Genomic DNA, 16697 nt, shown 5'->3' on the forward strand with positions numbered 1-16697 from the left:
CTCTCCACGTCGACCACATGGAACTCTTCTTCTGCCCCGATGCGCAGTGCCACGACTCTTTCCCTTGCCCTGAGGCCTGTGCGATCGCCGCTGCTTCCGCTGCTGGTGTGCGTCCTGTGGCTCCCGACGCTCCGAGTGCCCCCGAGCGGGCACCGCAACCTCCTGACTGCGCTGTCGTGCCATGGAGGCCCGAACGAGCGCCACATGTGCGCCAGGCCGACCAGGACGTGACCCGTTTCCGGGCAGTGGGCCGAGCCGGCCGCGCCGGGTGTCAGCCGCTGTTCGCAACGGACGCACCGCCGCTGCGGGGATGACGCAGCTGTCGGCGGGCGACGGCGAGAGCCGCCTGCACATCCCGGGTGCCGGTGGACACACACAGGGTGTAGGCGACGTCCTCCATCCGCTGGCGTGCCTGCGCGCTGTCTGCCTGGTCGGCGTGCACAGCCGCGAGGGCTTCGTACTCCTCGACAAGATCCCGTAGCACGGTGGGGTGAGCCATCAACATGGGAGCTCTCCTTTCGTACCCAGTCTCCGACCCACCACGCCGTCCAGCACTTCATGTCGGCTCAGGGCCTGCGCCGTCGACTGTTCACGGGCCGCGAGGAGACGCTCTGCACTGCTTTCGGGTGTCGGACCGCACTGTGGATCCCTGCGGCTGTCCCCGTCCCCACCGGCGCCGCAGCCTGCCTTCCGGGCGCCCTCAGGGCCTGGCCGGGCGGAAAATTTTTCCCTTCCCACGGGAGCAAGTCGTCGCTACAGGCGCACAGTGAAAGGAGCACTACTGGCAGCGGGAGGCGGCCGTGATCGTCCTCGGCATCATCTTGCTCGTCGTCGGCTTTGTCACCGGCATATCCATCCTGTGGACCATCGGCATCATCCTCGCCGTGATCGGCGCTGTGCTGTGGATCCTGGGCTCCATGGGCCACGCAGTCGCCGGCCACCGGCACTACTGGTGAAGACAGCGGAAAACGGGAGCCGCGGTCGCCCGGGCAGGGGAGGTACCTCTTCCCTGCCCGAGCCGCGTGCGAGGCCGGCGCCCAGGCCCGGCGCCGATGGATCTGCGGATCGTCGGTGACCAGCTGGAGGCGGCGGTGTGGGACTCGGATCCCGGTACTCGGCAGAGTGATCGCGGGGTGGTGACGTCAGCCCGTCCTTCGGCAAACGCAGACTGCCGCACCACGAACCCTGGACGACTACCACTTCTCGTTCCAGCCCGCCCTGGACCCGCGCGAGATCCGCGGCCTGGCCGCCCTGGCGTGCGCTGAGAACGGGACCAACGTCACCCCGCTCGGCCCGCCCGGGGTGGCAAGAAGACGACTGGACGCGGGCCACGTCCCCGGACCTGCCCGTCCAAGTATTCGATCAGTCCGGATTCGCTTCGTTCGACACGTTCCCGCTGCTCACGAGGCAGCGCCGCCAGGGCATCAACGAGGACTCGCTTCCGAGGAATGTGCACGGTCGAGCCGGAGTGGACCCGGCAGCCGGAACACCGGGCGAACCCGATGCGCCTCTCGAACATGGGGGACTCCGGCGGATGGAAGCGGTACTGGAACGACCGGACGGGCGTTCCACAGGCCGCGCAGTTCCGCCGATCACCCTCGGGGACCGTCTCCCAGTTCCCGATCTTGAGCGAACGCCGCCGCTCGGACGCTCTTCACATCGTCATGCCGACCATTCCTCCCCAAGGCAAGCCGCTCCGGCATCAAAGCCGTGACCACTGCCGACAGCTGACGTCGTTTCCTACACTCACGGGGTGAACAACTACACGTGTACCTACTGCGGCACCACCGGTCTGGTGGAGGGTTTCATCGAGGATGCCGGCGACAGCTCGCGCGGGTACGCGCGCTGGATCGAGGGCGCGTTGGAGCGGGGGATCTTCGGGGGCGCCAAGCGGATGGGCCGGCCCCGGCGACAGATAGAGGCGTTCCGCTGCCCCAAGTGCGGACACCTCGAGCTGTTCGCCACCGGCGCGGTGTAGTCGGCCCCGTCGTCACGACAGCCCCTACTGGAAGGGCCGTCCAGCAGTGCCGTGATGTTCATCGCGGCCGTCTCCCGACCGGTGGCCGGTCATGGGCAGTCGGAGCCGCTCGGTGAAGGTGCCGTAGGGGTTGACCAGCGTCACTTTTCCCCGACGGCTTTTCCCCGACGGCACGTGGGAACGAACCCTCGCCGCGATCCTGGCCGCGGCAGACGCCGGTGATGACGTGAGCTGGACCGTGTCGGTGGATTTGCACCGTCCGCCCGGCCCACCAGCACGCCGACGGAGCCGGGAAACGGGGACGCCGGGCCGCTCCGAACCCGAAGGTCACGCACTCGGACGTTCCCGCGGCGGCCCGGGCACGAAGGTCCACCTGGCCGGTGACGGCTGGGCCCGGCCCTTGGCCCTCGACGTCACCGCAGGCAAGACGGGTGACGCGCGCCTGCCTTCGAGGCGGTCATGACCAGGATCGGGGTGCCGCGAAAGGGACCCGGCAGACCAAGAACCCGCCGGGACGGCAGCACGGACATGCCCGCAGGGTGCGCCGGGCTGTGCCCGAGACGGGGCGGAGTTCCCACCCGCCTGCGGCGGTCGATCCCAACGCCCGACTGTCGGCCTGACCTACCAGGCCCTCGATGCACCTTCTGGACCTGTTGAGTGCTGGACCGGCACCTGCGCCACCTGCGCCCGCTCCCCGCGGAGGGCAAGAGGGCAGACCGAGGGCCTTGACGCAGCACGTCCAGGCCACGGGCTGCCCACCTGTCCACCTGCCCACCTGCCCACCTGCCCACCTGTCCACCTGCCCACCTGCCCACCTGTCCATTTGTCCATCTGTCCATCTGTCCATCTGTCCATCGTCATGCTGAAGGCGATGCGGGACAACGCCCGTGCCCATGGCTTCCGTGAGGTGGTCGCGCCGGTACGCAGGCCGGGGCGATGGAGTCTCCAGCGCCAAGCGCCGGGAACCGCGCGCCCCGATCACCGAGTACGCAGGCGGCTGTCCGTCGACGGGCAGCCGCACGACCCGTGGCTGCGGGTCAACGCCCGCGTCGGCGCTGCCCTCGGCTCCACCGCCCCGGCCCCCACGAAAGTCGGTGCCTCGCCGACGGAGTGGCGCCGCTGGACCAGGCCGCCTTCGACACCGCGGGCGAAGCCGAGGTGATGGGCGCGCTGGTCCCGGGACCAGCGCGAACCGGAACGCTGGTACGCCGTGTACGTCGGGTCGAACGTCGGATGCGGCACCCGCTGGGAGCAGACGGGGCCGCGGAGACGGAACCGTACACTCCGCATCGATCACCGACGCATGAAGAAAAGATCCAGGATGTGTGACGGTTGAGTAAAGCGGTTCACAAGTTGCAAAGGGGCGCCGCACCGCAAATCGGTCAGGTTCGGCAAGGATTTGTCAAGCTCCATGCAAGATCAGTTCTCCAAGCGTCAACAAGACGTTCACAGACGGCAAGATCGTGACGCTTTTCTGCCGCTCTTGATAACTGGAGTCCTCACCGTGCCTCTGTGGCCGCTCAGCCGCCGCCTACGCCCCCAGCGCGCCACGCGGCCCGCACGTCGTGCCCACAAGGCGCGGCGCTCCATAGCCGTGCTGGTACTCACCGCGCTCGCGCTGATGCTGACCACGAATCAGGCCCTCGCCGAAGGCATGGAACTGGGCCGGATCCAGATGCCGAGCCTCAGCCTGTCCTCGCTGGCGTCGTGGTTCACCGACCCGAACTGGGGCAAGCTCCCGCACCAGCAGTCCGGCACCGCGGCCGGCCGGCGCCACCATGTGTCGGCCGCCGCGACCGAGGCGCACCGTGGCGCGGGCCACAGGCCGGGCAGGGGCCGCGGTGAGCTGGCTGCCTACCAGGCGCACCGGTCCACGGTGAAGGCGGGCAAGAGCGCCTCGTTCCGCGGCTTCAACGCCCGGACGAGCAAGCGGGTGGCCGCCAAATCGACGGCGCACTCGACGTACTACCGCAACGCCGACGGCTCGTTCAGCCGGAAGGTTTCGCCGTTCCCGCTGAACTACAAGGACTCCAAGGGCGACTGGCAACAGATCGACACGGACGTCGCCCGTGGCTCCGACGGCCGCTTCGACGAGAAGTCCAACGCCATGGACGTCGCCTTCGCTCCTGAGGCCTCTGACCAGAAGCTCGCGTCGTTCGCCAAGGACGGCAACAGCATCGCGTTCGGGCTCGACGGCGCCGCATCGGCCGCTGGCAGGGCCGACGGCTCGACGGTCTCCTACCCGAAGGTCCTTCCCGACACCGACCTGCAGCTGACGTCGACGTCCGTCGGCATGCGCCAGGAACTGGTGCTGCACTCGGCGAAGGCCGCCAACTCCTGGGTCTTCCCCCTTCAACTGAAGGGCCTGACGGCCGAGCTCAACAAGTCAGGCGGGGTGGACCTGCGTGACGCCCAGGGCAAGGGCGTGGCGTCGATCCCGGCGGCGTACGCGTTCGACTCGAAGATCGACAAGGTCTCCGGCGAGCGCGCCACCACGCACGCGGTGAGCTACGAGCTGATCACCGAGCACGGCAAGCCGGCGCTCAGGATGACCCTCGACAGTGCCTGGCTGCACGCCAAGGCCCGTGAGTTCCCGGTGACGGTGGACCCGGACACCTCGGTGTGGGACTACGTCCACACCACGTACGCGGAGTCGGGCTACTCGCCCGTGGACCGTTCGCAGGAGCAGACCATGAAGGTCGGCTCCTACGACTCCGGTACGCACTCCGCGGTCTCCTTCGTGCAGGACTGGCGGACCAGCTTCGACGGTTCCGGCGTGACCATGGTCTCGGCGAACCTGCACCTGTACGACATCTGGGCGTCGACGTGCACCGCGGAGTCGTTCAACGTCGCGCAGGCGTCGTCGGCGTGGGACCCCACGGACGCCATGACGTACCCCGGTCCTGCGCACGGCGCGTCGATAGGCAGCGTGACGCCCTCGGTGCCCCACGCGTGCGCGAACACCTCCGGCAGCGCGACCGGCGGTGACTGGGTGACGGTGCCGCTGGACACGGCGTCCATCCAGAAGTGGGCCAGCGGCACCAGCGCGGACCACGGTCTGGCGATCTACGCCACGACCACGGACAATCTGCACTGGAAGCAGTTCGCCTCGATGGCCAACCCGGGCGACGAGCCGTACATCGTGTACGACTACACGGGTGACATCGCGCCGATGGTCGAGGCGACCTTCCCGGCGAACAACTCCTCGGTCTCCACGGTCACGCCCGAGCTGCAGGCGTTCGCGGACTTCCAGCAGAACCCGGTCGCGCAGAAGTACGACTTCAAGGTCTACAACTCCACAGGCACGCTGGTCGTGGACTCCGGCTGGGTGACGACCCCCAACTGGACCGTTCCGGCGGGCAAGCTGACCTGGAACACGACGTACAGCTGGACCGCCCAGGCCTACGACGGCACCAAGTACTCGACCGTGTCGCCGATGTCGGCGCTGACCACCGAGGTGCCGCAGCCGTTCATCACCTCGGAGCTGTCGCAGAACAGCAGCGACCACGGCTACGACGCGACGATCGGCAACTACACGACGTCCGACACGGACGCCTCCATCTCGACCGTCGGCCCCAGCCTCGACGTCCAGCGCGACTACAACTCCCGTGACTTCCGCACCTCGGGTGCCTTCGGTGCCGGCTGGTCGAGCATCTTCGACGCCAAGGTCACCGAGCAGAAGAACGCGAGCGGCACCCTGACGGGTGTCGTGACGACCTACCCGGACGGCTCCGAGGTCGGGTTCGGCAAGAACGCGGACGGTACCTTCTCCGCGCCCTCGGGCCGGTTCGCGATGCTGCGGTCGGTGACCTCGCCGACCGGCTACACGCTGACCGACAAGGACGACACCGTCTACACCTTCACCCAGTCCGTGGGCACGGGGGCGTACGGCATCACGTCCGTGACGGACGCCGACAACCGTTCGGTCGACTTCACCTGGACCTCCGGTCACGTCACCACGATGAAGTCCGCGGTCTCCGGCCGCTCCCTGAACCTCACCTGGTCCACGCCCAGCGGCGCGACGTCCGCGCACGTGGCCACCGTGGTCACCGACCCGGTCGACCCGAACGACGGCAACAGCGTCCAGACCTGGACGTACGGGTACACCGGCGACAAGCTGACGCAGGTCTGCTCGCCGCTGTCCACCACCAAGTGCACGGCGTACGGCTACACCAACGGCTCGCAGTTCCACACCGAGGTGGAGAACGCCGGCGCGTCCTCGCTCTGGCAGCTCAACGAGTCCAGCGGCACCGTCGCGGCCAGCTCGGTGGGTGACAGCGAGGGCACGGACAACGCGACGTACAACAACGTCACGCTGGGCCAGACCGGCCCGCTGGCCGGGTCCACCGCGACGGCGGCCCAGTTCAACGGCTCCTCCTCCTACCTCGAGCTGCCGCCGAGCCTGGCCTCCAGCTCCACCCAGCTGACCCTGTCGATGTGGTTCAAGACCACGACGGCTCCGGGTGTGCTGTTCTCCTACTCCACGCTGCCGATCAGCAGCAGTATGACCCAGGGCCAGTACACCCCGGGCATCTACGTCGGCAGCGACGGCAAGCTGAACGCGGAGTTCTGGAACAGCAACGCCGTCCAGCCGATCGTCAGCACCGCCGCCGTCAACGACGGCGCCTGGCACGAGGTGGTCCTCTCGGGCGCCGGCTCCAGCCAGACCCTGTACCTCGACGGTGCCAAGGTCGGCTCGCTGTCCGGCATGATCTCCTACAGCAACGGCTACCACAGCGCGCTGCAGAACCACACCTACATCGGTGCCGGCTTCCTCGGCGGCACCTGGCCGGACGAGCCGCACCACTCGACCACGGACGACACCGGCTACCCGACCTACTTCAACGGCACCATCGCGGACGCCGCGTTCTACCCGAGCGCGCTGACTGCCGACCAGGTCGCCCGGATCCACACCGCGGCCACCCATGCGTCGCCGCTGCTGACGTCCATCACCCGTCCGTCGGGCAAGACGTTCGCCGGCATCGCCTACGACACCGACGCCGCCCGTGTCACCCAGCTGACCGACGAGAACGGCGGTGTCTGGAAGCTCAACCCGCCGACCATCGCCGGTTCCAGCAACACCTACCGGGGGGCTGTGCTGGGTGGTGCCCCCACCCAGTACTACCGCTTCGGCGAGTCGGCGGGCGCCTCGACGGCCCTCGACGAAGTGCACGGTGGCCAGGGCACATACAACGCGGTGACGCTCGGCGCGAGCGGTGTGTTCAGCGACCACACCACGGCGTCGTTCAACGGCACCAGCTCCGACGTGGCGCTGCCCAGCGGCACCGTGCCGGGTTCGGGTGCCGAGTCGGTCGACATGTGGTTCAAGACCTCCACAGCCAACGGTGTGCTGTTCGCCGCGTCGAAGGACCCGTTGACGGGCGGCACCACCCCCGGGTCGTACACGCCCATCCTCTACGTGGGCGGCAGCGGCAAGCTGTACGGTGAGTTCTACTTCTCCGGCGGCTCCACCAAGCCGATCGGGTCCGCGTCCGTGGTGACCGACAACAAGTGGCACCACGTGGTCCTCTCCACGTCCGCCACCAGCCAGTCCCTGTATCTGGACGGCAACCTGGTCGGCACCCAGACCGGCACCGCCGCCATGAGCGGTCAGAACTACACCTACGTCGGCGCGGGCTTCCTCGGCGGCAACTGGCCGGACGAGGCGCACCACAACACCACCGACAACACCGGCTACGCCACCTACTTCAAGGGCTCCATCGCCGAGGCGGCGTTCTACCGCTCGCAGCTGTCCTCCGACGACGTGGACGCCCACTTCGAAGCGGCGCAGAACTCCTCCGGCCTGCTGCCGGTGAAGACGGTGACGGTGACCACGCCGACCAACGCGACGCTCACCTACACCTACGACGTCACGCACGGCAACCGCGCGCTGACCGAGACCGACGCCCTGGGCAACAGGACCAGCTTCGGCTACGACACGGCCGGTTTCGAACACACCGTGACCGACCCCAACGGTTCGATGACCGTCACGGGTCACGACGTCCGCGGCAACATCGTCTCCTCGACGTCCTGCCAGGACCAGGCCGCGAACAAGTGCAACACCGAGTACTACACGTACTACCCGGACGACACCACGGCGCAGCTGACCACCGCCGATCCGCGGAACGACCAGCTGCTGACCGAGCGTGACGGCCGTTCCTCGTCCGCGACCGACAACACCTACCTGACGTCGTACACGTACGACTCGGCCGGCAACCAGACCGCGATCACCGGTCCGGCCGTCGCGGGCTTCCCGGACGGCCGTACCACGACGACCGTCTACAGCGACGGCACCAGCGCCTACCCGTCCGCCGACGGCGGTGTGGTGCCCAAGGGCCTGCCGGTGAAGACCGTCAGCCCCGGTGGCGCGGTCAACCAGGTCTCCTACTTCTCGAACGGCGACGTGGCCTCCACCACCGACGCCATCGGCCTGGTCACCCAGTACACCTACGACGGCCTGGGCCAGGTCACCACTCAGAAGGTCGTCTCCGACACCTACCCGAACGGCCTGACCACGACGTACAAGTACGACGCGGCCGGTCAGGTGACCGAAGAGGACGACCCGCAGATCACCGACCGCGTCACCGGCGCCACGCACTCCGCCGTGACCAGCACGGTCTACGACGAGGACGGCAACACCACCTCGCAGACCGTGGCCGACGCCGGCGGCGGCGACCGCTCCCGCACCCAGACGTGGACCTACGACCAGTACGACCACGTGGCAACCGAGTCGGACGCCAATGTGGCCGCGGGCGCGTCCTACGGCAACACGACGACGTACACCTACGACTCGTCCGGCAACAGGACCAAGGAGGTCACCAGCGCCGGCAACGAGACCCAGTACACGTACGACGCCGAGGGCAACCTGCTCACCCAGGGCCTCATGTACAAGGGCGACCCGGTCGACCCGCAGACGCCGACCCTGCTCGTCGAGTCCTCCCGGGCCTACGACCCGGCCGGGCGCCTGGCGTCGGTCACCGACGCGATGGGCAACACCACGGCGTACACCTACACCGACGACGGTCTGACCTCGACGGTGAAGCGGACCAGCGCCGACGGCCAGAGCACCTACGTGCTCGAGTCGGACAGCTACGACGCGGCCGGCAACCTGCTCTCACAGACCACGGACAACGGCGAGAACGTCACCAAGTACACGGTCGACGCCGCCTCCAGGACCACCTCCACCGAGGAGGACCCGACCGGTGTGGACCGGGTGACCACCGTGTCGTACACGCCGAACGACGAGGTCGCCACCGAGAACGACCACGACGCCTCGGGCTACGACCGCACCACCACCAACACCTACGACGACATGGGCAACCTGCTCAGCGAAACGCTGTACGGGGACGCGTCGGGTCACCCGGCGGGCTGGTGGAAGCTCGACCAGTCGTCCGGCACGTCCGTCACGGATGCCTCCGGCACGGGCAACACCGGTCGGGCCACGGGTGTCACGTGGAGCGACAGCGCCGCGACCTTCGACGGCACGACCTCCACGGGGATCGCCACCAACGGTCCGGTGCTGGACACCACCACGTCGTACACGGTCTCGGCGTGGGTGAAGATGAGCTCGCTGCCGACGCACAACGCGGCGGTGGTCGCGCAGACCGGCACCACGAACAGCGCGTTCGCGCTGGAGTACAACTACACGCACAGCAACGCGCCGCTGTGGGGCCTCGTCGACACGAGCAAGGACGCGGCCAGCCCGACGTTCCCGGCGGCGTACTCCTCCGGCGCGCCGACGAGCAACACCTGGACGCACCTGGTCGGTGTGTACGACTCCACCACCGGCGCGATGAAGCTGTACGTCAACGGCGCCCTGTCCGGCTCGGGCGGCACCAACACCACGCCCTGGGCGGCCACCGGCCCGCTCACGATCGGCCAGGACAAGTGGGCCGGCGCCGCCGACGACCCGCTGCCCGCTTCCGTCTCGAACGTGCAGGTCTATCAGCGCGTACTGTCGGCCTCCGAGGTCTCCTCGCTGTACGGCAAGGGCCGCACCGGCGGCACCGTCGGCTCCTCGGACGCGCAGACCACCAAGTACACCTACGACAAGAGGGGCCTGCCGACGTCCATGACGGACGCCGAGCAGCACACCACCGACTACTCCTACGACGAGGCGGGCAATCTCGCGGTCACCACCGCGCCCGCCGTCCAGGCGGAGCCGGACGGCACCACGGCCTCCACCGTGCGCCCGGTCACCACCAGCGGCTTCAACACCTTCGGTGAGGCCGTCGAGGAGCAGGACCCGAACGGCCTGGTCACCACCACGGCGTACGACGCCGAGGGCAACAAGGTCTCCGCGACCCTGCCGCCGTACACCCCGGCGGGCGGCTCGACGGCCAACGCGGGTACCACCGTGTACACGTACGACAGTGAGGGCAACCAGACCTCCGTCACCACGCCGGGCGGCAAGACCACCTCGTACCTCTACGACCAGATGGGCAACCTCGCCCAGACGACCGCACCGGACGGGACGAAGACGCACGCGACGTACGACGCGGACGGCGACCGGCTGTCCGCGACGGATCCGACCGGCGCCCAGACCCAGGCCACGTACGACTTCCTGGGCCGGCAGCTCACCCAGACGACGCTGGAGCGCTACCCGTCGACGAAGACGCTGACGACCACCAGCTCGTACGCGGTCACGTCCGGCAACCCCTACGGCGCGCACCTGGCCTCGGCCACGTCGCCGGGCGGTGTGACCACGTCGTACGGCTACAACCGGACCGGTGACGTCACCTCGGTCACGGACGGCGCGGGCGACACCACCCGCTACACGTACGACTTCATGGGCAATCGTCAGAAGACGATCCTCGCCGACGGAACGTCCACCGAGACGGACTTCAACGCCTCCGGCGACCCGGTGGTGACGAAGCAGTACGACGCCGGTGGCACGAAGCTCTGGGAGACCGACCAGCAGTACGACGGTGTCGGCAACCTGACCGCCTCCACCGACGCCAACGGCCACACCAGCCACTTCACCTACGACGCGGCCGGTACCGTCACGCAGGAGACCCAGCCGGTCGACGCCTCGACGTCGATCACCACTACGTTCGGCTACGACGCCGCGGGCAACCGCACGCGCTTCACGGACGGCCGCGGCAACTCCTGGCGGTACACGTACACGCCGTGGGGCCAGCAGGAGAAGGTGATCGAGCCGACCACCGCCAAGTACACCTCGGCGGCCGACTCGACGACGACCTTCGCCTACGACGCGGACGGCCGGCTCACCAACGTGACGCTGCCCGGTGGCGTGACGACGTCGATGACGTACGACTCGCTGGGTCAGCTGAAGTCGATGTCCGGCCAGGGCGCCGACGCGGCCTCCGCGACACGGCACTTCACCTACGACGCCGACGGCCGGGTGCTGTCCGCGGACACCGACGAGGCGGGCATCGCCGGAGCGGTGGACCACCAGGCGGCCACCCACGCCGCGTTCACCTACGACGACCGCAGCGATGTGCTGACGGCGTCGGGCTCGGGCGGCTCGTCCAGCTTCGCCTACAACAACGACGGCCAGATGACGTCCCGCACGGACGCGGCGGGCACGACGACGTACGGCTATGACACGGCCGGCCGCCTGTCGTCCCTGAACGACGCCACGACGGGCACGCAACTTACGTACGGCTACGACAACCTGAACCAGCTGAAGACGATCAAGTACGGATCGACGGGACAGACCCGCACCTTCGGCTACAACAGCGCGCACGAGCTGACCAGCGACACCCTGGTGCAGGGCGCAACGACGCTTGCGAGCTTCGCCTACGGCTACGACAACAACGGCAACCTGACGTCGAAGACGACGACGGGCGTGTCGGGTGCGTCGTCGAACACCTACACCTACGACTGGGCCAACCGCCTGACGTCGTGGAACAACGGCACGACGACCACGCAGTACGCGTACGACGCCTCGGGCAACCGCATCCGCAACGGCTCGAACGTCTACACGTACGACGCGCGGGACGAGCTCACCTCGGACGGCGTGCACAGCTACGACTACTCGGCGCGCGGCACGATGACGCAGGAGTCGTCGGCCTCCGGCACGACGGCGTACAAGACGGACGCCTTCGGCGGCCAGGTCGTCGCCGGTCAGCAGTCGTACACCCTGGACGCGCTCGGCCGGAACATCTCCGACCGTGACACGGGCACCGGCATCACCCGGACCTTCGCCTACTCCGGCGCTGACAACACGATCGCCTCGGACGGTGACTACACCTACGGCTACGACCCGGAAGGCGGCATCGTCGGCATCAAGCCGACGGGCGGCAGCGGTGCCCTGGCCCTGACGGACCAGCACAACGACGTGGTCGGCACCTTCACCTCGGGTGCCACCTCGCTGGCCGGCTCGGTGTCGTACGACCCGCTGGGCAAGGTGGTCTCGCCGACCGACACGATCACCGGCCACCTGGGCTTCCAGTCCGGCTGGACCGAGCCCGGCACGGGTGACGTCGGTACGGCGTCACGCTGGTACAACCCGGGTACGGGCCAGTTCCTGAACAAGGACAGCGTCTCGCTGGACCCGGTGCCGAACTCGGTGGCGGCCAACCCGTTCGCCTACGTCGACGACAACCCGCTGGCGGGTACGGACGACTCGGGTCACTGCTCCTGGTACGACGTGGTGTGCGGGGTCAAGAAGGTCGCCCACCATGTGGCGCACGCCGTCAAGCACGCCGTCCACAAGGCCTACCACGCGATCAAGCACGTGGCCCGCAGGGTGGTCCACGCGATCAAGCACGCGGCCCACAAGATCGCGCACCGGGTGCGGGACGTGTACCGCGCCACCGTGCGGGTGGTCCGGCGCGTCTACCACTACGCGGCCAGGCACGTCAGACGCATCTATCACCGAGTGGTCCATGCGGTTCACTCCGCCTACCACAGGATCTCGCGCGTGGTACACCGTGTGGTGCACGCGGTGAAGAAGGCGGCGAAGAGGATCGTCCACGCCGTGAGGAAGGCCGCGCACGCGATCGCCCACGCGGCCAGGACGGCCTACCACGCCACCGTCAAGGCCGTGAAGTCGGCGGCGAAGTTCGTCAAGCACCACGCCGCGGCGATCACCTCCTTCGTGGTCTCCACTGCGGTGTTCGCCGGCTGTGAGGCGATCACCGGCGGCGTCGGCTCGATCGGCTGCGCGGCCGCCGCGGGTGCGGCGGGCTCGCTGGTCGAGCAGGGCTTCAAGTGCGCGGAGAACGGCGGCGGCGACTGCAGCGTGGGCGCGTTCGCGGGCTCGGCGGTCACGGGCGCCGTGGCCGGTGCGGCCGGCGGCATCCTCGGCAAGGTCGGCGGCTCCCTGCTGGCCAAGGCGGCCCCGAAGGCGATGAAGGTCGTGGGCGGGCTGTTCGGCAAGGGCGTGACCGACGCCGAGGAGACAGCGGCGGCGGATGCCACGGACGGGGCGGCTTCGACTGCGGAAGCGGAAGGGGCCGGGACGAAGGCTCAGTCGCATTCCGACGACGCGGGCGGTGCCGGCGAGGAGTCCGGCCCGAGTTGCCGGATCCCCAGGAGACTGCCGCACAGCTTCACCGGTTCCACCCAGGTGCTGATGGCAGACGGCACGACGAAGGCCATCGACCAGATCAAGGTCGGCGACACGATCGCCAACTCGGTTCCGGGTGCCGCGGGTACAGAGGCGCACAAGGTCACCGACGTGATCGTGACGCACACGGACCACGACTTCGTGGACGTGACGATCAAGCGGTCTGGGAAGACCGGTGCCAAGTCGATGGTCAAGTCCGTGGCCAAGAAGGCGGCCCGCAAGGCGGTCTTTGGCCTGGCGGCGTCGGCCGCGATCCTTGGCGCGCTGTCGGCCGGTCACGGCCACGGTGAGGCACACCAGCCGGCGACGGCGCCGGTGGCGGCAGTCAGCCCGGCGGCGAATGGTTCGCACGACGCACAGCTGACGACCACCTTCCACCACCCCTTCTACGACGAGACCCAGTCGGCTTTCGTCGAGGCCAAGGATCTGAAGGCGGGCGACGTCCTCCAGACGCCGACGGGCACGGCCCAGGTCACCGGTGTCCGCCTGTACCACGCGAACACCACGACCTATGACCTCACGATCGGCACCCTCCACACGTACTATGTGGAAGCGGGGGACACCCCGGTCCTGGTCCACAACTGCGGCGAAGACGACGACGTTCACCTTGAACTCAACGCGAAGCCTGAATGGTCCAAGACCCAGGTCGACGAGGCTCAGGAGAAGGCTGACTATCTCGACGGAATCGCCAAGGAAGGAGATCTCCGGAAGACGCCGGCGGTGCGTGTGGAAAAGGGATCCGCGGCGGGACGCCTCCGGAAGGCCGGAGTTGACGTGCCCGAGGGTTACCACGGCGATCACATGCGTGATCTCCAGCTAGGCGGGGAAGACGTCATCGAGAATTTGTCTCCCCTGGAGGGGCATGTGAACTCGACTCTGGGTGCGCAGATTGCTGCACAGCTCAGAAAGTACCCGATGGGTACACGTATCTGCGGTGTAACTCTAAAAAAGGTTTGCTAGTGTACGAGCGATTTCTGTCCGCTTTCTCCCCGGCGTCGGAGGGAAGTGTCGAGCCTTCCGCGGTCGAGGCAGTGGAAAATGCTCCCGGACTTGCCGAGCTTCTGGAGCTCGCCGCAGGCCTGGATTTCGGCGGAGGGCTGGTGCGGGTACACTCGCGGGATGAGGCGGATCAGGTGCGACTGCTGGCCGCCGAGGCATTCCCGGAGTTCGCCGAGGTCATCATTCCGATCGCAGAGGATTGGCTGGGTCGCCAGTTCTGTATCGACGCCAAGCGGACCACCGGTCCTCGAAAGCGGCTGCTGCTTCTCGAACCCGGATCCGGCGAGGCGTTCGATATCGACTGCGGAATCCCGGAACTATTCGACATCGAATTCGTCAACGATCCGGACACCTACCTGGCGCTGGACCTCTTCAGAGAGTGGAGGGCGGCGGGTGGCGCTGCACCACAGAAGGGTCAGTGCGTGGGCTTCAAGGTCCCGTTGTTCCTCGGTGGCAGCGGCAGCGTGGCCAACCTCGAGCTTTCCGATCGGGACGTGTACTGGTCACTGATGGGTCAGCTGCGCACGCAGACGCGAGATCTCCCGAACGGCACTCAGATCGGGGGAGTCGAGATTCAGAGGCCGCCGACGGAGTGACAGGTCGGTGCCCTCTGATGGTGCGTAGTCGAACATAGCGGGTAGTGGGTCGGCGCAACCGTGTCGGCCCACTTCGTGCTGTTCTTGCTGGCGACGTGCTATCGGTGAGCACCCCTAACCCCGCGCGCCGAACGGCACTGGACCTGCGATGGCCCGTGATGGGCACCGCGTCTCTGGGGCTGCTGGCTTCGCCGCGGTATGCGATCTTGGAATCCGTACCCTTTGTGTCAGGCAGTCCATATGTCGCAGTGAATGCGGTTGTCTCGACCGTGGATATGCACCTGATGGGCGACGAGGGTGAGGCGCCTCTGTCGAAGTCAGGCCGCCCTGATTTTCGCGAACTTACCCGTCGGCGAGTTCCCCGTTACACGTTTCATGCTTCGGGTCGGGGCCGCGCACCTGGCTTTCGTCGAGCAGGTAAAAACCGTTATCTTCTGATGGCGCGTGAGCGGGAAGCTTCCCGCCCCCGAACCACCGGCCAGAGCTCTCCGAAAGGGACAACGGATGAGGACCGCTATCATCTATAGGTCGGCCGCGCTGTGGCCGAACGTCGTACGGGCCGCGCTCACCGCGCTGCCCGTCGTCAGCTTCGGCCTCCTCTGCCCCGTGCCCTCCCTGGTAATGGCGCTACGGCGACGTGGACGCGCCGACTGGTGGGCTTTCGCGGTCTTCGGTGCCGTGCTCGTGGCCTGGGTCACCGAGCTGGCACTGACCCCCGAGGACACCCACGGACTGCTGTTCGCGGCTGATCTGCTGTTGATCCTGCTGTCCACGGTGGGAGCCTCAGCGCACGCCTGGACCGCTTGGGCTCGGCGGTCCGACCACCGCTGAGACGGAGTACGGCAAGAACGACCGCTGAGCCCAGGCACAGCGGGGTTGAGCCCGGGGCACAGCAAGAACCGGCGTCCGACGCTGGCGCACGGCAAGAGAGCAGGTAGGACATGACCAAGCAGGTCCGGCAGGTATCACAGGGGCGCCCCACGCAGGACAAGCAGCGGGCCACGGGCGCCCGGCTGGCGGTGGTGGGGCGGGCCGCCGTCGCCTGGCTGCGCTCAGTGCGCGGGCGCACCATCGCGCTCGCGGCGGGCGCGGTGGCCGTCGTCGGCGCGCTGCTGGTGACCGGCTTCTTCCTCTTCTCATCCGATGACCGGCCGCCGATCCCCGACACCCGGGCCCGGCACTACACCGAGACCGACGCCTGCCTGCTCACCGACAAGGACGGCATCGTCGGTCACACGGCTGCCACGGTCTGGCAGGGCATGCAGGACGCCTCCCTCAAAACCCATGCCCGGGTCAGCTACACGCAGGTGACCGGGGAGCAGAGCGTCGGCAACGCGCGTCCGTTCCTCAACGGGATGCTGCAGCGCTCCTGTGAGGTCGTGCTGGCCGTCGGCCGGCCCGAGGTGACGGCGGCGGCCGGCACCGCACCGCACTACGGGAAGGTCGACTTCGTGCTGGTCGGCGGCGGTCACGACGGCGGGAACGTGAGCACGGTCGGCGTCGGCGACGGGCTGCGCGCCGACGTGGCCGCGGCCGTCGAACGGGCGGTGAACGACCGGAGCTGAGCGGCGGTGCCGGAGGAGTCTGT

7 protein-coding genes and 1 pseudogene are annotated in these 16697 nt (G+C 68.2%); 7 read left to right on the plus strand and 1 reads right to left on the minus strand.

The annotated features are described in order from the left end of the window. Positions 1-271: 271 nt before the first annotated feature. Entirely contained in the window at positions 272-505 is a 234-nt protein-coding gene (locus AC5WS8_RS36555) for a DUF5133 domain-containing protein (protein ID WP_496107796.1), read from the minus strand. A gap of 295 nt (positions 506-800) precedes the next feature. Between AC5WS8_RS36555 and AC5WS8_RS36560 the strand changes: the two genes are divergently transcribed. The 7 genes and pseudogenes from AC5WS8_RS36560 (at position 801) to AC5WS8_RS36590 (ending at position 16674) form a co-directional block, all read left to right on the plus strand. Next, positions 801-956 carry a DUF6131 family protein gene (locus AC5WS8_RS36560; protein WP_496107797.1) on the plus strand — a complete coding sequence of 52 codons (156 nt, stop codon included), beginning with the start codon at positions 801-803 and terminating at the stop codon, positions 954-956. 208 nt (positions 957-1164) lie between these two features. After that, positions 1165-1629: pseudogene (locus AC5WS8_RS36565) on the plus strand (ATP-binding protein); the annotation flags it as partial. A gap of 124 nt (positions 1630-1753) precedes the next feature. Next, positions 1754-1978: a hypothetical protein gene (locus tag AC5WS8_RS36570; RefSeq protein WP_496107798.1), complete on the plus strand. Its 225-nt coding sequence runs from the start codon at positions 1754-1756 to the stop codon at positions 1976-1978. Positions 1979-3482: 1504 nt separating this feature from the next. Beyond that, entirely contained in the window at positions 3483-14474 is a 10992-nt protein-coding gene (locus AC5WS8_RS36575) for a LamG-like jellyroll fold domain-containing protein (protein WP_496107799.1), read from the plus strand. After that, positions 14474-15109: a T6SS immunity protein Tdi1 domain-containing protein gene (locus AC5WS8_RS36580; RefSeq protein WP_496107800.1), complete on the plus strand. Its 636-nt coding sequence runs from the start codon at positions 14474-14476 to the stop codon at positions 15107-15109. The genes AC5WS8_RS36575 and AC5WS8_RS36580 overlap by 1 nt, the downstream gene beginning before the upstream one ends. Before the next feature lie 504 nt (positions 15110-15613). After that, a complete protein-coding gene (locus AC5WS8_RS36585) occupies positions 15614-15940 on the plus strand; it encodes a hypothetical protein (RefSeq protein ID WP_496107801.1) in 327 nt (108 codons plus the stop codon). Positions 15941-16050: 110 nt separating this feature from the next. Next, a complete protein-coding gene (locus AC5WS8_RS36590; protein ID WP_496107802.1) occupies positions 16051-16674 on the plus strand; it encodes a hypothetical protein in 624 nt (207 codons plus the stop codon). Positions 16675-16697 lie beyond the last annotated feature (23 nt).

This window comes from Streptomyces sp. PTL18 (assembly GCF_059510295.1).

What these genes read in the sequence shown, in the direction of transcription:
- AC5WS8_RS36590 (WP_496107802.1), top strand. Translation starts at nt 16,051, where the DNA reads ATGACCAAGCAGGTCCGGCAGGTATCACAGGGGCGCCCCACGCAGGAC.
- AC5WS8_RS36555 (WP_496107796.1), bottom strand. Translation starts at nt 505, where the DNA reads ATGTTGATGGCTCACCCCACCGTGCTACGGGATCTTGTCGAGGAGTAC.
- AC5WS8_RS36585 (WP_496107801.1), top strand. Translation starts at nt 15,614, where the DNA reads ATGAGGACCGCTATCATCTATAGGTCGGCCGCGCTGTGGCCGAACGTC.